Here is a 20,681-nt window from a genome sequence, read left to right as displayed (position 1 = left end):
ACTCTCAAAACTAAACAAACAAAGATCGCGTTACAAACAAACTGTTTTGTCTGGCTCACAGGTCCAGCTTTATCCTTAGAAAGGAGGTGATCCAGCCGCACCTTCCGATACGGCTACCTTGTTACGACTTCACCCCAATCATCTGTCCCACCTTAGGCGGCTGGCTCCTAGGACAAAACTTAACTTCCTATAATTTAATAAGAGGTTAAGTTTTGTCCCAGGTTACCCCACCGACTTCGGGTGTTACAAACTCTCGTGGTGTGACGGGCGGTGTGTACAAGGCCCGGGAACGTATTCACCGCGGCATGCTGATCCGCGATTACTAGCGATTCCGGCTTCATGCAGGCGAGTTGCAGCCTGCAATCCGAACTGAGAATGGTTTTATGGGATTGGCTAAACCTCGCGGTCTTGCAGCCCTTTGTACCATCCATTGTAGCACGTGTGTAGCCCAGGTCATAAGGGGCATGATGATTTGACGTCATCCCCACCTTCCTCCGGTTTGTCACCGGCAGTCACCTTAGAGTGCCCAACTAAATGCTGGCAACTAAGATCAAGGGTTGCGCTCGTTGCGGGACTTAACCCAACATCTCACGACACGAGCTGACGACAACCATGCACCACCTGTCACTCTGTCCCCCGAAGGGGAACGTCCTATCTCTAGGAGTGTCAGAGGATGTCAAGACCTGGTAAGGTTCTTCGCGTTGCTTCGAATTAAACCACATGCTCCACCGCTTGTGCGGGCCCCCGTCAATTCCTTTGAGTTTCAGCCTTGCGGCCGTACTCCCCAGGCGGAGTGCTTAATGCGTTAGCTGCAGCACTAAGGGGCGGAAACCCCCTAACACTTAGCACTCATCGTTTACGGCGTGGACTACCAGGGTATCTAATCCTGTTTGCTCCCCACGCTTTCGCGCCTCAGCGTCAGTTACAGACCAGAAAGCCGCCTTCGCCACTGGTGTTCCTCCACATCTCTACGCATTTCACCGCTACACGTGGAATTCCGCTTTCCTCTTCTGCACTCAAGTCCCCCAGTTTCCAATGACCCTCCACGGTTGAGCCGTGGGCTTTCACATCAGACTTAAAGGACCGCCTGCGCGCGCTTTACGCCCAATAATTCCGGACAACGCTTGCCACCTACGTATTACCGCGGCTGCTGGCACGTAGTTAGCCGTGGCTTTCTGGTTAGGTACCGTCAAGGTACCGGCAGTTACTCCGGTACTTGTTCTTCCCCAACAACAGAGCTTTACGACCCGAAGGCCTTCATCGCTCACGCGGCGTTGCTCCATCAGACTTTCGTCCATTGTGGAAGATTCCCTACTGCTGCCTCCCGTAGGAGTCTGGGCCGTGTCTCAGTCCCAGTGTGGCCGATCACCCTCTCAGGTCGGCTACGCATCGTCGCCTTGGTGAGCCGTTACCTCACCAACTAGCTAATGCGCCGCGGGCCCATCTGTAAGTGTCAGCCGAAACCGACTTTCAGCTTTCCCTCATGAGAGGAAAAGGATTATCCGGTATTAGCACCGGTTTCCCGGTGTTATCCCAGTCTTACAGGCAGGTTGCCCACGTGTTACTCACCCGTCCGCCGCTAACAGGGAGGAAGCAAGCTTCCTCCAAATTCGCTCGACTTGCATGTATTAGGCACGCCGCCAGCGTTCGTCCTGAGCCAGGATCAAACTCTCCAATAAGATGAGACTTCCATCACAGGATGCTTTACCCTGTGATGGTTAGTCGAATCAATCGGGTATTTACGAGCAGTTTATCCGATAGGATATTACTGCTCGTTAATACGCGGAAAAGTTGATTAGCTCATTTGTTACGTTGGCTTAGCTTCATTTCTGAAACTAATAATTTTTGTATGTTTGCACGATTTTGTTTGTTTAGTTTTCAAAGAACAATTTCTTTATCGCTCGTAAGCGACAAAAACTATTATACTACCATTCCTTCGCTCAGGTCAACAATTATTTTTCTAATCACATTTGACCTTTTAAAAAGGAACTTTCCAAGAATACCATCTATATTACTATAATTCAATAAGATAATTTTTCCGTTTTTACATTAAAGAAAAAAAGGGCAGTGATTCATGCCCCCCATTGAACCTAATTATCTTTTTCATTCACCAGGTTTTTCCATTCCTCATATTTGGCTGGACTCAGCCTAGATACATGATCCAAAAACTCTTTCAAGAATCCAAGTTTTTTTAATCCAGTTAACAATTTGGCAGGGACAGACCTGTCCGTAATAAATGCTCTTTTGAGGTCGATTACTTTTATTTCCCAAAGTTCATCGAAAAAAATATGGCGAACTTCAATATCTAATCTTGTAAAACCCACAGCTTTCATTTCATCCAGCATCGATAATATTTTTCCAACGATTTCTTCTGAAAGTTTTTTCTCTTTTCTTAGGTGATGCTTAAGATTATATCCTTTCACGAATTCCATCACTATATAGTTTGCACCAGATTCATATAATACAGGAATAATAGGTGAAGATTGTCCTAATTGCAGTGCAGCTAATTCTTTTTTTCGTGTGTCTTCATTTACAAAAACTTTGACACACTTCTCAGGTGTCAATTGAAAGACGGATCCATCTGCACCCTTCCCAAGCATTTTGTAGCCGCTCAGGTCTTGAATGGTTACTGTGCCTTTATTCTTGGCCACTATTTTTTCAAAATCTTTCATTTCTACTCTCCTTCTATTTTGATATATCTTCAAATCCGCTAGCATTTTACGAACCTTTATAAAATTTTAAGGTTTCATCTAATCCTGCCTGCAGATCATAGACCGGATTCCAACCCAACAGATTCGCAGCTTTCGTAGGATCTAATCGACTGTAGCGAATATCTCCCTTGCGTGCGGGCATGGGATGGGAAGGAATATTAATTGAAGCAAGTGAGGTGATTATCTGATAAAGCTCATTAATGCTCGTTTTTGAATTACATCCAATATTAAAGATTTCATTTGTTCCATTTTCAATCGAAAGCACATTGGCCAACGCAACATCTTTCACATACACAAAATCCCTTGTCTGTTCACCATCTCCAAAAATAAATGAAGTTTCACCATTAAGGACATTCTTGAAAAATATAGAAATCACTCCCCCTTCTCCTTTTGAAGTTTGGCGGGGGCCATAAACATTGGCATATCTTAGAATAGTGAATGGAATGTTATGAAGTGTGTTAAATATTTGAATGTACAATTCTGAAGTATATTTAGAAATACCATAAAAGGATTGGGGCTGAATGGGGAAAGTCTCCTTTATACTGCAATCGTCTTTTTCTCCGTAAACGGCACACGAGGAGGAAAATATAAATTTTTTCACATTGAACCTATGGCAGCATTCAAGTAAACGAATCGTCCCAAGAATATTTTGGTGCGCATCCCCGACTGGATCCTTTATAGAATGGGCCACATCCACTTGAGCGGCAAGATGAATAACCACATCCGGTTTTTCAACTTCAAATACCTTTGTTATTTGTGGGGATGTAATGTCTACTTCAAAGAAACGGGCTTTTGGGGAAACAAATTCCCTTTTACCTGACAACAAATTATCTACAACCAACGTTTCATGACCAAATTGAGTCAATAGATCAACGACATGGGAGCCAATGAATCCGGCTCCCCCCGTTACCATTACCTTCATGGGTATACACAACCTTCAACAATAAGTATCGTGACATACCATACATTCTTTCTCATTTATCAAACCCCTTTGTAGTATTTAGTTTATGGGGCTGCTCTAATATAAATCGAGTTCTTTTCCCCAAACTTCTATTTTCTCTAGATATCTTTTTAAAAGCGTGCTATTTCCTCCATCCAACACCTTTTGCAGATGACTGGAGAGCTTTTTTTCCAGGGTTCTCTGTAAATACGCCTTTTTTAGAAGTTTCAGTGGATCCTCACTGAAGGTTATTCCATATTTCAGCATTTCTTGACAATAAAGCTGTACACATTGACTTCGAATCTCTTCCTCCCTCTTTTGCCAATCCGAGCGAAAATCAATTAATAATTCGACTAGAACAACCAAATCATACCAACATGGATAATGTTTCGCAGACTCCCAATCTATCAAAGAGACTTTCCAATTCTCCTCCGCATCATTGGCATTCTCACAGCAAATATTGTGGACATGGAGATCGCCATGGATGAGACATTGTCCGGATTCCGTTATTTCCGAAAAAAAAACGGGGCCTTTTTTTAGTATTTTCTTGATGATTTTATACCTTGGCGCCACCAATTCTCTTAAGTTAGGATCTTTCATTGCCAGATCCAGGTTCTCCTTTGCTTTTTTGATTGCTTTAGTCCGCTCCTTTACTTTCTGCTCAGAATCAAAATGGGGAAGTGAGTTGTCAAAAAGATCGGCATGTTGCAAAAATTTTTTATCAAAAGTTATGGAATGAAATTTTGCCACTGTGGGGATAATTCGTTCTAAATGATGGGGAGCTAATTTGATTTGACCTCTTAGTGGCTTCAAACATTCGGTGAACATCCATGTTTCATTACCATTTACAAGCGGTTCAAGCCAATACAATTGCGGCATAAACTCGTGATAAATGTTATAGGCTTTTTGATACATATTTATTTCCAGTCTATGATTTTCTTTCAGCGGCAGTTTATATATTTTAAGCACGATGGGATCGAACTCCTTCCCATCTGAAAGAACCATCTTCCAAATACTTGTCTTTTCGCGTGTGTTTTTGAGGCATTCGATACTTTCTTCCACTAAATTAACCTTTTTGCCAAGTACATTTCCTAGCTTCTTTTCCCAATCAAATTGTTTCCAACATTTAATGATCTCTTCTAAACTATTCAAATAAAAAATTCCCTCCCGCTTTTATCATTTCTTACTTTCTCCCCCATAAATTTCGCATATGGGAAACAAAACTTCGAACAAATGGAAGCGGGTCATTCCAAGCAAAAAGAGCCTCAACCTTTTTTCCAGATAAGCTCTTTATCCACTCCATTAACGTCATTTCACCATTTCTTTGTTTTTGGCGAAAGGAAAGAAAATCACGGACAAGGTAAACCCATTTGACCCCTTCCTTTTGCTTTGTCACTGGTGTTGGATTCTGCCCGGTAAGCGATAAATAATACAAGTAAGCCAAATTAACCCCACAAGCCATTGATAACGCTTGAGTTAATCCTATCCTTGAATTGATTTCAATAAATTTCAGTTTCCCATCTCTTGGGTCCCGTTTAAATTCGGCAATTGCCAAACCTTTGAATTGAATATCTTTTAGAAAGGTTGTGGCGAGTTGAATGACTTCTTCGTCCCTAATACTTAAGGCAAGAGCAGTGGATCCAAAGTGAGGGGGAAATTGATGTAATTTTTGATTCATCCACAAGCCAATTAAATTCATCTTCTCGTCAAAAAAGGTTTTGACGGAATAAATACAATCCTCATCCCCAGGGATAACTTCCTGGATCATTAGTTCACCGAATGGCCGATAAAATAGGTACTCCTCTCTCAATTGGGAAGGTTGTGCTACCACGATGGCTTTTTTATAAAGACGATGATCGATATTTGAGCGGAAATGAGAAGAATAAACTGGTTTTAATATGCACGGGAAGGTAATTTGATGGATGATTTGTTCGAACTGCTCTTCGTTATTTATCGCGTAGGTTTTTGGGCATGGCACATTTGATTTTATGGCTAATTCATACGTTAATCTTTTATCTAATACGGCTTCAACAAGCGTGTGATTAGGTAATAGAAACTTATAGTAATGTGAAAGGACAAACCTGTTTTTTGAAATAAACTGAACAAAGTCATCAGACCCAGCATACAGGACTACCTTTTGTCCTAATTTTTGTGCCAGTCTGGTGAGAAATAGAATTAATGCAGGTCCTTCACTGACTGGATTCGGGCAACTTCCACATGTGGCAAACCGAGTTTTACCGATTTCATATTTTCCTTTCGTATCATATGCATATACCTTTATCCCTTTTTTCGCTAAACTCCGCACAATACCTATTCCCGTTGCACTTAGGTCAAGTACAACGGCAGGAACATCATGTCGCATACACTTTTCCTCCTTTCATACTAATGATAGATAGATTTCTTCAATCTTTTTGGTCATGCTACTTACGGTTAAATGTTGTTGAGCAAACGCCTGTGCATTGCCTGCTAATTCATTCCTTAGTGATTTTTTTCTCAAAAGGAGCGATAACTTTTCAGCAAGTTGTTTTGGGTTAGCTGGTTCAACGATAAATCCTGAAAAGTTATCATTAATGATTTCCGGAATACCACCACAATTCGTCGTAAGAATTGCCTGATTCATAAACATTGCCTCGATTATTGAGATGGGCAGCGTATCACTAGTGGTTGGATGTACAAAAATGTCTGATTCACTTAACAATTTAGGTATGTCATCTCTGCTTCCTAAGAATGTTACGTTTTTTAATTTCAACTCACTAACCTGTTTCTTAAGCGTTTTTTTCATCTCCCCATCACCTACAATCCGAACTTCTACATTTTTCAACTTGTCTTTAATAAGAGCCAGGGCTTTAAATAAGTACTTATGTCCTTTACGGGGACGAAGGCGTGAGACACAAGTAATCACCGTTTTGCTCTCGCTTTTCTTTGCTTCCTTTTGAATATTCCATTCTCCAAAATCAATCCCGGTATATACAGTGGTCATTTTATCTTCCTCCGCGCCTAAATTTTTTAGAATCGGGCGAAAGACATCACAAAGGATGATTAAATGATTGGCATTTTTGACCGCTTGACTATCAATCGCTGAAAAATAGATTTCCTCAACCGAACCCTTTTCCATCAGGTTAAACTTTAGTCTGTTTTGGGTCATAAATCCATGAGGAGTGAATAAAAGAGGTATTTGATTATACTGGTTAAGTGCACTTATTACATTAGCAGTATAACGATCTTGTGCGTGAATAATATCATATTCCGCTAGATCAATATTTTTTAGCATCATATAAAAACTGTACATTTTGCTGATATTATGCAGGATCTTTGGATTACAGCTGCCATAACGTTTGTTAAAAAATTGGGTGAATTCCTCGGAGTAGTTATCGCGTAATGTCTCCATTTCATCGGCAGGAAAATGGTTTGGTGCGATTACATTGACACTATGTCCTAAATTTTCCAAACCGTCTTTAAGTGAGGTGATATAGTTTTGCAAACCACCGATAAATGGATAATCCCAAAACGTTGTAATTAAAATCTTCATTTTTTTGTTTTCGATTGGTTCTAAATGAATTTGCTGGATTTGCTCCCATTCAATTAATTGTCCTTCGTCAAATGTTTGATTGACCCCATAAAATTGATCCATTGCAGTGTTTAGGTGAGGAAAAAGATTCGGAATAAAATGGTAGGCATTATGGTTTTCATCCATCATTTCCAGACCTTCCTTATGATTTCAAATGCTTCCGCATATTCTACCCCAACAGTCATTCCCCTTACCCTGGCTAAATATTTTACTCCGTCATAGGAACGAGGATGTGGAAAAGGTCTCATTTCTACATCATAATGGTGAAGTGATTTGAGCTTGTCGTCGATGGTATCTGTAATATCCACAAAATAATTGGGTTTAAATTCTTTATCATTCGTATGCTGGCTCCATTCACTAGAAGAAACCGTTTCAAAACAAAGAATCTCAACGGGTTTTTTTCCGGGTAACGGCCGAGCAGCTGTTAACACTGCCTGAAACAAAATTTGGTGGTCTCTGTTGGTGTCACCATAATGATGGGTGAAAATCATTGCAGGATTATACCTGTCCAAAAGTTCTTCGATTGATTTGTTGATTTCAACAAGCGGAATCGTTTCCATCAATAGATTGGGGAATTCCAAAAATAGGACCTCCTCCACACCTAAATGTTTGTTTGCTTGCACCATTAATGGCTGGATCCGACTTTCTTCCTCCTTCCGTCCTTTAGCAGAAATAACAGTAATTACCTTATAGCCATGATTAATTAACTTTTTAATGGTTCCGCCGCTCCCAAGAATTTCATCATCAGGATGAGCGGCAATCACTAATACATTCTCACTCATTAAATCATCTCAACTCCATTTAAAAATAGTATTCTTGTAATTATATGAATATAAATTAAAGTGGATATGGACAATCTGCTTAAAATGGAAAAATGGGTGACTTAAAGCTTGTATTTGTTGGAATCAGCTTTCATACATAGATATAACCTTATAAAAAAAACATATGCAGTTCGCATATGTTTACATTTGCTGGATTAATTTTTCTTCAAAGTCCTCAACTGGTATTGGTTGACTAAAATAATATCCTTGGGCTTCAAGACATCCCTGTTGAAGAAGAAAGTTTGCTTGGTCTTTCGTTTCGACCCCCTCTGCGATCAATTGAAGTTTTAATAAATGCGCCATTAGAATGATGGTCTTAATAATGGTTTGATCATTTAGGTCACTCGTACACTCACGGATAAATGACTGATCGATTTTTAATTTATCAATCGGAAATCGCTTAAGATAATTAAGCGAACTATACCCTGTACCAAAGTCATCAATACTTATTAATACACCAATTTCTTTAAGCTCAAGTAGCGTTGAGATGGTCGATTCCACATCCATCGTCATACTTTCAGTAATTTCAATCTCTAAGTATTTCGGTTCTAGTCCTGTTTCATGTAAAACTTTACGTAACAAATCAGGCAAATTCGTTTGCGTAAATTGTTTTGCAGAAATGTTTACGGCGATCCTTAGTCGCGGTAATCCATCTGCCTGCCATTTCATCATTTGCTGACAGGCAGTCCGGATTACCCATTCACCGATTGGAATAATCAACCCGGTTTCTTCGGCCAGCCCGATAAATTCGGAAGGAGGAATTAATCCTCTTTCCGGGTGGTTCCAACGGATCAATGCTTCTGCCCCAATCATTTGATTGGTTTCAAGATTTATTTGGGGCTGATAGTATAATAAAAATTCGTTTCTTTTTAATGCTTTACGTAAGCAAATTTCCAATTCTAATTCATGTTGGTTTTTTTCTTTTAAATCATCACTAAACAGTTGATAGTTATTTTTTCCAAGGCTCTTGGCAAAATACATTGCCCGATCAGCATTTTTTACAAGCATATCGAAGGATTCACCGTGTTCAGGGAAGATACTAATTCCGATACTTGGCGTAACCAATATCTCATTATGGGTTTGATAAAATGGCACAGATAAATTGGTAATAATGGCTTGTGCGACTTCACAAGCCCTTTTTTCATTTGAATTGGCAAGGAGAATCGTAAATTCATCCCCTCCATATCTGGCAATGGTATCATGATCATCTATTAGACGATTTAACTTTTCGGTAATCTCAACAAGGAATTTGTCGCCGATTTCATGTCCAAACGTGTCATTGACCGCTTTAAAACGATCCAAATCAAGAAACAATAGGGCGAAATTTTCATGCTTTGCCTTCGCGCTTTCTACCAAACCATTAAGTTTTTCTTTTAAAAAATATCTATTTGGGAGGCCGGTTAGTTGATCATGATAGGCCATATGCTTAATCATTTTTTCTGTTTTAATTCTTTCTGATACATCAATAACTGTTCCGATAACAGCAGCTTGCCCATGATAATCGATAATTGACCCATAAATTTCTAACGTTAACACCCTTTTATCTTTGCGGATGATCCGATATTGATATGTAATGGAAGACTCTTCCTTTGAACCTAATTTAACTAATTTCCAGGCTACAATTTGGAGGTCATCGGGATAGATAAGATCGGATAAGTTCAATGTAGAGAGCTCCTCTTCACTATAACCAGTCATTTGACATAGACGTGGATTTACATAAACTAATTTTTCTTTTTGAAAAATATAAACGCCAACTAAAGAATTTTCTACTAAGCTTCTGTATTTTTCCTCAGCCTCTCTTAAGCTTTTTTCCGCATTTTTATGCACAGTAATATCTTTTATGATTCCGTAAACACCAACGATCTTATTTTTTACGTAGATAGGGATATTTGTTGCAAGGATTTCCTTTTGATTCCCGTCCTTATCAAAAATAGCACACTCATAGGTGGTAACCACCCCTGAAACTGCTTTCCGGAAATTTGCCACTGTTTGTTCGACATCCGGAGGGATTAATAACGGAATAAATGATTTATGGATAAGTTCTTCTACCGTGTACCCAAATAATGACACAGCTTTATTAACATTTAAAAAATTCCCAGCTAAATCAAAAGTTATGATGATGTCTGGATTTTGATCAAATAATGATTTGTAATATTGCTCATTTAGTTGCAGTTCCTCGGACTGTCGAAAAACTTTTCGAACAAATATTGCAGTGATAAACAAAATGATCACCAGTATACTTATTAGCACCACAGTTGAATAAATAGAAATATGAAAGGAAAAATATTGCATACATGACAAACCTCCGAAAATAGCTTCACCATTCGATATTAATAATACCCGTAAAAAATCAAAAAAACATATGCATTACGCATATGCTTTCTAAAACCGGAGTTTTTATTCAAGGATTATTTACTGAAAGCCTTCTTCAAGGCATTATCTGACTTGACTAGTGCAGTTTTTCCGTGATCAATAAAAATCTCGTTTACTTTTTCATGAATACTGTTTTTGCATAGATACAAGTAAAAAAATCACAATGGATAAATTTTTTTCCTAGGTTTGAACTTTTTGTGGAATTTCATCATTATACCCCCAAAAAGGTTAAATTTATTTTAAGATAGTCATAGAAATCTTAAAAAACGAGGGATATAGTTTTGAAATCACTGCAGAAGCTACAAGATACTGTTTTAATTGATGCCTACCACGAAGCCATCCGCCTAGAACTTTGCACTGACTTTATTCATTTATTACTAACTGAAATTAGTCATAGAAAATTAATTCATGAAACTATTAACTAAGCCTCTAGACCATTCGGATTCGGATGGTTTTTTTTAATCCAGTATGGCTAATTTCCTAGATAAGTACTTTCTTCTTTCCTCGATATAATTTGCAATAACTGATACTTCCCTGTCAAATAGATCTATATCTTGTTTTTTATATGGATCCTGAATAACAAACGGACGAATTAATTTTGTTAGTTTTTCAACCTTCGGAATCATATGGTCTACTGTAAAATACTGATCCATTATATCCTCAAGGAGCAATCGGTATTGCTTACGAAAGGAATCTACATATAAAAGGCGTGCGGTTAATGTATTAAATCCATCAATCGGTACATAATCAGGCTCCATCGTTTTCCCATTGACATCCCGGCCCCATGTCGCATCATAGTCCCAAGGTATAATCTCAAAAAGGCGTGTTTCTCCATTCCTGTAAAGGGCATAGTTATGAACGAAACCATCATAATTTGATGTGAAAATAACTCCGGCCATCCAGCGGAGATATTTATCGATATCAACAAATTTGTGAATTTCTTTTTCGAATTCATTTTTTGAAAACGTATTAATGTTAAAAATAAATTCCTGTAAGTAAAAATCTTCTTCCCGCCCGCCAACTATTCTTTTATAACCCAATTGAAGTGATTTTTTGGTTTCCTTGTCTAGATCACTCATCAGTGAAAAATTTGCATCACCGTCAACGGCATAATAAATGCTTCCGTTCGGCATGCCCCTCCTGGCTAGGAAATTCTCATCAACACTTTCAATTTCCAAATAAACCCCTTCAGCTTTTCCATTTTGAATTAAAAATATATGACGCGATTGAGGCGATAATACGCCAAGATCAGCAAAAAAATCAAAGGAAAGTTTGTTTCTAATTAATGAGGGATCCTTAAATTCGGCGTTCAAGTGTATCTGTTTGGAACCTTTAAACTTTTTAGGTTTGTAGAAGGAGACCTGATAAGACTTTTTCGGAAAGTCGCGAATGTGGGATCCTCGATAGGCAACATCGATTTCGAGCCGTTTCCCTTCAATCGTTAACTGGGCAGGAATCGGATCATCAATCCAAATGTCCCTTCTCAGCTCCCGCAGGTCGACTGGTCTAATAAAGAGTTTGTATTGCGGTAATAGTTCAGCCTCGTCCATTTTTTATTCCTCCTTCCTATATTCGTATGAAAATCAAAGGTTGGAGGTCCCTCATGGACAGCTTTTTTTCTCTAGTAGGCTTTTTTCTTATTCAAATGTACCGGAACACACGTAATTTAGTAGAAGAAGAGTGAGTTACTTGGACAAATAGGTCAATTAGTGATCTTGCTCCCTTTTCAAGCTTAAAGGAGGTGCTAAGTTACTATGAGCGATTTTTCAGCGGAAGATATTCAAATAGCAGCCGATGAAGTAAGACAAGGTGATTTCTGGGGCTTTATGTTCCGCGATCCCGGTCATGATCGTCGCACAACACGAAGAAGAACATCCCGAAGAAGAACTTCAAGACAGCAGATGACATCACGTAGGAACACATCTAGACGGAATACTTCTAGAAACCGTAATACTTCTAGAAACCGTAACACTTCTAGAAACCGTAACACTTCTAGAAACCGTAACACTTCTAGAAACCGTAATACTTCTAGAAACCGTAATACTTCTAGAAACCGTAATACTTCTAGAAACCGTAATACTTCTAGAAACCGTAATACTTCTAGAAACCGTAATACTTCTAGAAACCGTAATACTTCTCGACGTAATACTTCAAGAAGAAGAACATCAAGACGCTGCAGATGGACTGGATGGCGTAGAGGTTCTAGTCCCAATACTATAGTCAACCGTTGTTGGAAAAACGGCAACATGTGGAATTTGAGAGTCCGCAGACGCTAATAAAATCTTTAAAAAAACGAATGGGCAAGGAAACATAGTTTCCTTGCCCATTCGTTTTTAAGGACAAACGTCTATTTTTTTTCAGGAATCGCACAATTGCCATCCGCGCAACTAACATCTTCTTCGGTCGATAGATCTTGCAGCACGGGAGCAGGAGACTCTTCCTCCCAGACTTTTTGCAGCGCCCCTATAAATGTTTCTATCGGTTGGGCACCGGAAATCGCATATTTTTGATTAATGACAAAGTATGGTACACCGCGAACACCATACTGCTGCGCAAGGGATTCATCCTTGCGAACTTCACTCGCATACGCATTTTTATCATGAAGAACTTTCAATACTTCTTGGCGATTTAATCCTGCCGCTTCGGCAATGTCGGCCAATGTTTCAAACTCACCAATATGTTTCGATTCTGTAAAATAGGCATTCAATAACTTTTCGGAAACAACCGGATCCTTCCCTTGAGTCTTTGCAAATTTAGCCAAGCGATGCGCATCAAACGTATTGGTCGGCTTCATCTCATCAAAATTGAAAGTCAACCCTACCGTAGCTGCCTGCTGCCCCACTCCTTGATTTGCTTCCTTCGCTTTTTCAATAGTCATCCCATATTTTTGGGCTAATACTTCGTGGATGCTTAGATCCATCTTTTGGGGAGAGTTAGGGTCAAGTTCAAAGCTTTTGAATTCTACTTCTACTTGATCCTTATAAGGAAATTGGTCTAACGCCAATTCTAATCGGCGTTTTCCAATATAACAAAACGGACATACATAATCTGACCAAACTTCAATTTTCATGTCGACACCTCATTCTCTTCAGTTAATTTATATAGTATCACATGGTAAGTGAAAACTATTCAAAGTTGCTCATGAGGAATTGGTTAGAATAATCGCTCACTCGGTAGCCATTATTTTATTTGGTTCAAGAAAGTAAAGTAATTCTTTACTGACTGTTTCTTTAGATAACTCCTCCCAGGCATGCTTATAAAAGGACAATTGACTGCGATAGAATACTTGGAGCTTTTCATAGTCTTCAACCTGTTTAGCACGGTCTGTTTTATAATCAACAATCGTCCAGGTGCCATTCTTTTTATAGATGAGATCAATCGTTCCTTTGACATAGAAGGGATGATTAGCTTCAGGGTTTTTAGTAATTAATGAATAAAGAGCTTGCCCCTTTTTAACTTTTAACGTAAAAGGAACTTCTGTCAGAAGTTCATCAGCTGCCATTAACTCCTCCCAAAGGGGTGAAGTTTGCAAGTTTTCCAGATAAGACCTTACTTCTTTTTCTCTATCATTTGAAAGATGATATTTGTTTAAAGCGGCCTTTATATAATTGGAGAGGTCATGGTCCTGCACAGCTTTTTCAAAGACATCATGAATCAGCGTTCCCCAATCCTTTCCGCCGCCCGATTCCCGTTCAATTGTAATCACCTCAGAATAATCCTTATCCTTGGTTGGGGACCAATGTTCAAACGTTTTTACTTTACTTTGTTCCAGCCAGACATTTTTACTAACCGTTCTAGCTTGAAATTCTGAAAAAGTAAGCTCCTCTGTTATTGAATGGTCAACAAATGGTTCTACCTCTGGAAGTTCTATCTCCTCGAAATCATCCATTTCAAAAAGGATGTTCCAAGGGTTTTTCTTATTGCCAGTGTGAGAACTAATGATAAGGGCCTGTTCGGCACGGGTAGCCGCAACATAAATGATTCGCAGCTCTTCTTCCGTGAGGTACTCCAGTTCCTCAGCCTTATGTGTTTCCCACTCAAGTGGAATGGCAATTTCTTTATCTGAATAGCCGTTCTTTATGGTAAACGTAAAGTAGCCCTTTGAAATATGGTCCTCCCGTTTAATATGCTGTGATAAAAAGGATTCAGGACTGACGGATTTGGCTGGATGAGCTAAAAAGACAATCGGTGCTTCGAGTCCTTTTGCTTTATGAATATTCATAATCCGAACCGCATCTGCCTCTTCTTCCAAGTTTGCAACAACTGTTTTTTCAAAAATCAGCTCAGTCAGCATTTCCATCACTTGTTTATAGGTGGTCTTCCCCGCTGCCACTTGTTTACGAAGGGCTTCAAGCATTTGCAGCAGGCTTTTATATGTTCGTTTATTGCGGCCATTTTTCAAAAGTAATGGATAGAAACCTACTTCTTCAATGATTCGTTCAATTGCTGCGGTTGGTGAAAGTGAGCGAATAAGCTTTTGGAAACCCTGTAATTTATCCAATGCTAACCTAAATTTATCAATCACCACAGTCGAAATTTCAGGAGGGGTATTGGCGTAAATGGAAAATCTCCCACCAGCTTGTCTCCATTGATATAGTTCTTGATCACTCATTCCGAAGAAAATCCCGCGTAACACGGCAATGAAGCCCACTTCATCGGTAGTATCCAAGTATGACTTTAAGAGGATCCATAAATCTTGGAATTCCCTAGTTTCACCTAGGATTACTTCCCCACTAATACTAACAGGGATGCCCATGTCCTCGATTGTTTTCGCATAGACAGCGACACCATCAGTATACCTCGTCAGCACCATGAAATCCTTTACTTGGTGCCCTTGCCCGATAAGATGTTGAATCGAACGAGCGATGTTTTCCGCATCAATTAAGATGACTTCTTCCTTCTTTTTATAATCGGAAGGGACAGATAAACGCTTGATACCCGTAAAACCAGCGCCAGTGTCCTCATGATAGGCGATTAACGGGCGATAGGCTGCTTGGTAATCAGACTCCACTTCTGGTAAGTGCTTCTGAAAAACCTTATTTAATTCTTTTGTCACCGTGTCAAGTGACCGGAAATTGGTCGTCAATTGCAACATTTCGCCGCCATGTTCCTCAATTAACTGTTTCACGCGGTTATATGTATCAATATCTGCGCGGCGGAAACGGTAAATGGCTTGTTTAGGATCGCCCACCACAAAGAGCGAACCCGCTTTCGGTTTGCATCTGGTCCATGTTTTTTCAAAAATATCTTCACTCGTTAAATAAAACATGATTTCAGCCTGAATCGGGTCGGTGTCCTGAAACTCATCGACGAGTAGATAGCGGTATTTTGCTTGGAAATAGGCGCGAACTTCTGGATTACCTTTTAGCAACACGGATGTATGAATCATTAAATCTTGAAAGTTTAGCAGGGATCGCTCGCTTTTTAAATGTTGATAAGCCTGAACTGCTTCTTTTAGAAAATGAATAATTTTCGGATGACAATATTCTTTCCATGCTTGAATAAGCGGTTTAATCGATACTTCAAACACTGCTGTGATTTTCTCTTCATAAAATTTTGCATCTTCTTTAGATGGCCAGCGATTATAAGTTGGTTTTAAATTCTTATCAAATAATTCTAAAATGCTAATGATATCCTTTTCCTTCGCAGGATTGATGAACTTTTCTTTTTGAACTGCGGTTAAAATCGCCTTCTGTAAGCTGTCGAATCCCTTCGGAGGCTCCTCCTCTGGAACAGATTTTTTTGCTTCTTTGATGAGGAGCATGAAGGATTGATAATCCGCAAGCAGCTCCGGTTTCGGCCGCGTTTCTGTCACCCATTCCACATCAGAATATTCCTTTAACCCTTTTAACCAAGGGAGTAGGTTGTCAACCGATATACCTAATTCTTCAATGATTTCAAAATGATGAGCTTCTTCGTCCATTGCGGTTTGTAAATAACGCTGCCAAGCTTCTTCTAAAATGTCGATGTCATCGGCTTCCTCAAGCTCTGTAAAGGTTAAATCTAAATTCGCTTCGATTGGACGCTCCCGCAGAAGCTTGGCACAAAAGGCATGGACCGTTCCTAAAAAGCAGCGTTCTATATTTTGCAGAGCTTCTCCGAGACGGAATTCGACATCAAGATCCTTTTCATTCTTCCACACTTCTTCTAATCGCGCTTGAAAACGGACCTTTAGCTCATCGGCCGCCTTTCGCGTAAAAGTGATCGCGACGATTTCCTGAATTTGCGCGGTTCCTGTATAAATGAGGTTAACCATTCGATCGACTAAACTTGTCGTTTTACCGGAGCCGGCACCCGCTTCTACTAAAAAATTTGTCCTGAGCTGTGATTTAATTTTATCCCGGGCCGCTTGATCGAGAATTTCCTTAGTCATAGGCTCTAACCCCCTTTAGCTTCTGATTCGACTGCTTCATTTCCAGGGTTTCTTTATCATAAAAATGGCGACGGCAAACTAGCTTAAACTCACAGAATTTACAATCATTCACATCATCGGTCATTTCAAAATGACCATGTTTCACAGCATCAATTAGTTTTTCTAAAATATCTAAGCCATTGGTTCGGAGCATCCTATCCTGCTTCCTCGTAAACCTTTGGGCCAATCCTTTTTGGGTCGGAAAATAATACGAACTTTCCTCGACTGCGCCCTCGCCAAGATTTAAATGCTGTTCGATGGCCATGGCATAAATCATGTGCTGGAGCTGCCGTCCGCCTTTAAAGGCTGCATTCTTAGAATAACCGTACGTGCTCCCTGTTTTATAGTCAATGATATGGTATTTACCGTCCTTGGATTGATCGACACGATCAATAATCCCGGAAATTCTTACATCTCCTGATGGAAGAGTAATGATTGCTGGATCCTTTTCACCAATCCCAAATGAATACTCGAAATGAAGCGGTTGGTAATTTTCGCTATAAAGCTCTTCTTCTTTTAGAAAGATCTCACAGCAAGCTAAGATATCCGTCCGTTCACGTTGATAGACTCTATCATTTGGGGGAGGCAAAACTTCTATTTGTTCATCGATTAAACCTTGTGCCATTCCTAAAATGAGATCCAAATGATCGGTATAGGAAGGCTTGGCATGATCTAGTGTTAATTTTTTGTAAAAGTTTTCAAAAATACCGTGAAGCAAGCTTCCTCGGGTTGCGGCATCGAGCCATTTGTTTGCATCAAACGAAACATCCTCTACGCTCCTAACTTTTAGAACCTCTTTTAAAAAATAGGAATACGGACACTTAGCGAGTGTTTCAAGCTTACCTGCACTCAAACGTTTATCCTGATTTCTGCGAGGATCATACTCTTCGACATCAATCTGAATCAGCCCATCAAATTCCGTGTAATTTCTAGTATTTCGTGCAGTTTCCGCAGTGATTCCTAGTTTAATATTGTTAAAATGGTTTAAAATCCCTTCCTTTAGCCGCTGCGCACGATCATTGGTTAATTTTTCATTCCAATAGTCTTTATCTTCAAAAATATCATTCGCGATGATTGATGACGGCAGTGATTTTAATGCTTCAAAATCAGCATCTTTATTGCCGGTGATTAAGCGGTAGCCTTGCAAAACAACAAATGCCGGGTTAACCACCCGATTATTATTCATATCAAAATTACAGTAACTGACCGTGACATGACCGGTTGAATTTGCCAGAGCTTGTAACATTGTATACAAGTTTTCTTGACCTTTTTCACGAAGTAATGGCAATCCGTTCCCTAATTGAATTCGCTCTGTATCAAGCAAGAGCGGATCTTCACTTGCATTGCCTGGAAACTTCTTGTTATCCAAGCCTACAAAAAATAAATGCGCCCGGCTATTATAAATACCTCTCTTATACGAAGAAACATGGAGATGACCTGGCTTTGGACCCGATTGATTCATTTGAACAGTTAACAAAAGATCTTTCACCTTTTCAAACAAATCGTAGCTTGATAACGATTCATCTGCAAAGGGGAGAATCCTCTCGATTTCCTCCAATAGGGCAGACTTGGCCATTTCATCAAGAGATGAACTTGTTTTACAGTTATTTTTAAGAAGATAGGTGATTCCAGTTAATGATTTTTTATAATTCATGGTTGGATTTAACGGAGGCAGTTTTTTAAAAAGGTCAGCATACCACTGCCTCAACCACGAAATTTCCTTTAACCTGGTTTCATAGATAGATGTTTCTTCTGCTTGTATAAGTTTATCGCCTAAACGTTCGATTTCAAGGTCGAGGTGCGTTAGGTACCGTTCTTGTGACCAGCCAATCTGTAAATCCCGAAGTACTCGTGAAATTTTAGCTTTAGAAGGTGCACCTTCACCAAATTCAATTAATCCTTCATTCAGCAAATCAAGAAAGGTTTGTACACTATAGTTAGACTGAATCCAACTAATTAATCCGGAAACCAAACGTCCCGGGCGGCTAAATGAAACGGGCAGTCCTTCACCAAAAGTAATGGGCAGATCTAACTTTTGGGACAGGTGGTAAACCACGGTTATGTAGGCATCAGCGTTTGTATAGTAAACAACACTCTCATCTAATGATGTATTGGTCTCTTTTATTTTTTCTAAGATTTGTTTAACTTCCATTTCTTCTGTCTTCGCAGTAAAAAGCTCCAAGTTCGGCTCCCCGATTGCTTCCTCCTGTTGATAGAGATAACTGAGCGGAGCCGGCTGACCCCAAGAAACCGAACTGATGCTTGACCGTTCAGGAGGATTGATTCCCAATACCGGTGCAAGCGGCAGTTTATAAGCGGACTCAGGGATGATTTTTCTTAGGAATTTATCTTCCAGGTGTGATAGGTTTAGACCGGATTGTAAAATAAAAACTCCCTTATCCTCGATTTGAGTGGCTACCAGTGCCTTATTTATTAATCCCGCCTTGTCAGTAAATTGATGAATACTTAAGGTATTTTCATATTCAGCAAGAATCTCATAAATATCCTCCGCTTTGTCAGGGTTAATAAATGCATTCTTTTTCAAAGTATCCTTTGTATAGCCGGCTAATCGTAAGGTTTGAATCGTTGTATCTATCGCATGACTAAAGGCAGGCGTTATTTCCATTCCCGCAAAGTAACGAAGCTTCTCTTGGTTTTTCAACTCTTTAAGAAGATTGTAGGTAAAATGAGCACCCACTGTCTGATCTAAGATATTTTGCGGTTGATCTGAATTCAAGTCAACAACTGTTTGGGCAAGGTCATTCACCGTTTTATACTTGAGATTAATGGCTTGATAACCTGCCTTAACAAAAGTTTCATTGATTTGTTCCCCGATGGAATGAGAATCAACAATCACAATTTTTTCTTTTAAGGGAAAATTAGTGCAGATTTGATTTAGTTCATATATTAAGGATTTCATGGGATCCCTCCAATCTTTAAGTAGAAGCATAAAATATGTTTACCTATTCACTCTGTTCTAGTTTCCTATTTGTTATTCCTTCCATGTTGTTAGAAAAAACATATTTTTTTCAAAGTTGGTAATAATAACCTCGATTAACTTTGAAAGGATGGGATGTTTGATGTCGTTAGAATGGTTTGACAGAGTATGTGGAGAACTACAAGAACACCTGGAGTCTATTTGTGAAGAATACGATCAGGTCGGTCAAATGACAGTTGAGAGAGCCGCCAAACATCCAAGGATCGAGTTTTATGTCGATACCGCAGATGTTGATACCGAAGAATTAGAGCGAGATTACTTCTGCTCGCTGTTCTTTGATCCGCAAAACGAGGAATTTTACATCGATACCTTCGATGTTGACAGCGGGCATACTGCGAAGGTCATCCTTTCAGACATAGAAGACATTATCGAGGAAGTTCACGCCAGCCTTCATGATTACATGAACGGTGACGATCACTATACAGATGATGGCGTCTATCTTCAGACTACTGAGTTCTCTGATGAAGATGATGAGGATAATGAGGTCGAAACTGTTTATGTGGAAGATGATGAGGATGAAGAGTATTACGAGGCAGCACAAGTTAATAGTGACGACATCTTTGAGGAAATTGATGTGGATTGGTCTACCCCTGAAGTAACGGCCTTCAAACATGAAGACGAAGTCGAAGTAACCTATCAATTTGGATTGGTGCAAGCTACTGGGGACGGTGTTCTCAAGCGGATCAACCGAATTTGGACGACGGACGATGAATTAATCAAGGATGAGTCCCATTTTATTTTTAGTAAAGAAGAAGCAACCACCATTATCGCTATGATTGCCTCCCATATGGACCAATTAAGCGAATTTGAATTTTAAGCAAAATTAGAAACAACAAGCATGCCTGAGCGGTATGCTTG

The 20,681-nt window shown here is 39.5% G+C and carries 14 protein-coding genes, 1 rRNA gene and 1 pseudogene; 3 read left to right on the top strand and 13 right to left on the bottom strand.

Translation table 11 applies throughout. The features are described from left to right. Positions 1-79: 79 nt before the first annotated feature. The 8 genes from RCG22_RS00205 to RCG22_RS00170 all read right to left on the bottom strand — a co-directional run bounded on the left by RCG22_RS00205 (position 80) and on the right by RCG22_RS00170 (position 10,290). A 16S ribosomal RNA gene (locus tag RCG22_RS00205) occupies positions 80-1,679 on the bottom strand. Positions 1,680-2,090: 411 nt separating this feature from the next. Next, entirely contained in the window at positions 2,091-2,672 is a 582-nt protein-coding gene (locus RCG22_RS00200; RefSeq protein WP_308105190.1) for a protein kinase family protein, read from the bottom strand. Positions 2,673-2,718: 46 nt separating this feature from the next. Beyond that, positions 2,719-3,633, bottom strand: coding sequence for an NAD-dependent epimerase/dehydratase family protein (locus tag RCG22_RS00195; RefSeq protein WP_308105189.1), 915 nt, complete (start codon positions 3,631-3,633; stop codon positions 2,719-2,721). A 96-nt stretch (positions 3,634-3,729) separates the two neighbouring features. Further along, positions 3,730-4,803 (bottom strand): phosphotransferase, encoded by a 1,074-nt coding sequence (locus tag RCG22_RS00190; protein ID WP_308105188.1) that lies wholly within the window; start codon positions 4,801-4,803, stop codon positions 3,730-3,732. 31 nt (positions 4,804-4,834) lie between these two features. After that, positions 4,835-6,013 (bottom strand): carboxylate--amine ligase, encoded by a 1,179-nt coding sequence (locus tag RCG22_RS00185; protein ID WP_308105187.1) that lies wholly within the window; start codon positions 6,011-6,013, stop codon positions 4,835-4,837. 15 nt (positions 6,014-6,028) lie between these two features. After that, the gene (locus tag RCG22_RS00180) at positions 6,029-7,348 is read right to left on the bottom strand and encodes a glycosyltransferase family 4 protein (RefSeq protein WP_308105186.1); all 1,320 of its coding nucleotides are present in this window, start codon (positions 7,346-7,348) and stop codon (positions 6,029-6,031) included. Next, positions 7,345-8,001, bottom strand: a complete 657-nt coding sequence (locus RCG22_RS00175; RefSeq protein ID WP_308105185.1) for a PIG-L deacetylase family protein — start codon at positions 7,999-8,001, stop codon at positions 7,345-7,347. Before RCG22_RS00175 ends, RCG22_RS00180 begins: the two co-directional genes overlap by 4 nt. A 180-nt stretch (positions 8,002-8,181) precedes the next feature. Further along, positions 8,182-10,290 (bottom strand): sensor domain-containing protein, encoded by a 2,109-nt coding sequence (locus RCG22_RS00170; RefSeq protein ID WP_308105184.1) that lies wholly within the window; start codon positions 10,288-10,290, stop codon positions 8,182-8,184. A 404-nt stretch (positions 10,291-10,694) separates the two neighbouring features. On the opposite strand from RCG22_RS00170, the gene sda reads away from it, so the two are divergent. After that, a complete protein-coding gene (gene sda / locus RCG22_RS00165) occupies positions 10,695-10,838 on the top strand; it encodes a sporulation histidine kinase inhibitor Sda (RefSeq protein WP_308105183.1) in 144 nt (47 codons plus the stop codon). Between the two features lie 33 nt (positions 10,839-10,871). Here the strand turns inward: sda and RCG22_RS00160 are convergent, their stop codons facing one another. Next, positions 10,872-11,963, bottom strand: a complete 1,092-nt coding sequence (locus RCG22_RS00160) for a CotH kinase family protein (protein ID WP_308105182.1) — start codon at positions 11,961-11,963, stop codon at positions 10,872-10,874. A gap of 204 nt (positions 11,964-12,167) precedes the next feature. On the opposite strand from RCG22_RS00160, the pseudogene RCG22_RS25360 reads away from it, so the two are divergent. Further along, positions 12,168-12,242: pseudogene (locus tag RCG22_RS25360) on the top strand (hypothetical protein); the annotation flags it as partial. Positions 12,243-12,256: 14 nt separating this feature from the next. On the opposite strand, the gene RCG22_RS00155 reads toward RCG22_RS25360, so the two are convergent. The 4 genes from RCG22_RS00155 to RCG22_RS00140 form a co-directional block, all read right to left on the bottom strand. Continuing rightward, the gene (locus tag RCG22_RS00155; protein ID WP_308105181.1) at positions 12,257-12,625 is read right to left on the bottom strand and encodes a hypothetical protein; all 369 of its coding nucleotides are present in this window, start codon (positions 12,623-12,625) and stop codon (positions 12,257-12,259) included. Between the two features lie 135 nt (positions 12,626-12,760). Continuing rightward, complete coding sequence (locus RCG22_RS00150; RefSeq protein WP_308105180.1) at positions 12,761-13,483, bottom strand: DsbA family oxidoreductase; 723 nt, start codon at positions 13,481-13,483, stop codon at positions 12,761-12,763. A 96-nt stretch (positions 13,484-13,579) separates the two neighbouring features. After that, on the bottom strand, positions 13,580-16,786 hold the full coding sequence (locus tag RCG22_RS00145; protein ID WP_308105179.1) for a UvrD-helicase domain-containing protein: 3,207 nt from the start codon (positions 16,784-16,786) through the stop codon (positions 13,580-13,582). Continuing rightward, a complete protein-coding gene (locus RCG22_RS00140; protein WP_308105178.1) occupies positions 16,779-19,745 on the bottom strand; it encodes a PD-(D/E)XK nuclease family protein in 2,967 nt (988 codons plus the stop codon). Before RCG22_RS00140 ends, RCG22_RS00145 begins: the two co-directional genes overlap by 8 nt. Before the next feature lie 160 nt (positions 19,746-19,905). On the opposite strand from RCG22_RS00140, the gene RCG22_RS00135 reads away from it, so the two are divergent. Beyond that, positions 19,906-20,640: a hypothetical protein gene (locus RCG22_RS00135; protein ID WP_308105177.1), complete on the top strand. Its 735-nt coding sequence runs from the start codon at positions 19,906-19,908 to the stop codon at positions 20,638-20,640. Positions 20,641-20,681 lie beyond the last annotated feature (41 nt).

This window comes from Neobacillus nitrireducens (genome assembly GCF_030915405.1).
Classification (GTDB): domain Bacteria; phylum Bacillota; class Bacilli; order Bacillales; family Cytobacillaceae; genus Neobacillus.
The sequence above is the reverse complement of the archived record's forward strand: the minus strand, read 5'-3'. Positions and strand labels throughout refer to the sequence as shown.

Coding starts and splice junctions, on each gene's coding strand:
- RCG22_RS00140 (WP_308105178.1), bottom strand. CDS start 19,745: ATGAAATCCTTAATATATGAACTAAATCAAATCTGCACTAATTTTCCC.
- RCG22_RS00200 (WP_308105190.1), bottom strand. CDS start 2,672: ATGAAAGATTTTGAAAAAATAGTGGCCAAGAATAAAGGCACAGTAACC.
- RCG22_RS00175 (WP_308105185.1), bottom strand. CDS start 8,001: ATGAGTGAGAATGTATTAGTGATTGCCGCTCATCCTGATGATGAAATT.
- RCG22_RS00185 (WP_308105187.1), bottom strand. CDS start 6,013: ATGCGACATGATGTTCCTGCCGTTGTACTTGACCTAAGTGCAACGGGA.
- RCG22_RS00195 (WP_308105189.1), bottom strand. CDS start 3,633: ATGAAGGTAATGGTAACGGGGGGAGCCGGATTCATTGGCTCCCATGTC.
- RCG22_RS00160 (WP_308105182.1), bottom strand. CDS start 11,963: ATGGACGAGGCTGAACTATTACCGCAATACAAACTCTTTATTAGACCA.
- RCG22_RS00145 (WP_308105179.1), bottom strand. CDS start 16,786: ATGACTAAGGAAATTCTCGATCAAGCGGCCCGGGATAAAATTAAATCA.
- RCG22_RS00180 (WP_308105186.1), bottom strand. CDS start 7,348: ATGATGGATGAAAACCATAATGCCTACCATTTTATTCCGAATCTTTTT.
- RCG22_RS00135 (WP_308105177.1), top strand. CDS start 19,906: ATGTCGTTAGAATGGTTTGACAGAGTATGTGGAGAACTACAAGAACAC.
- RCG22_RS00150 (WP_308105180.1), bottom strand. CDS start 13,483: ATGAAAATTGAAGTTTGGTCAGATTATGTATGTCCGTTTTGTTATATT.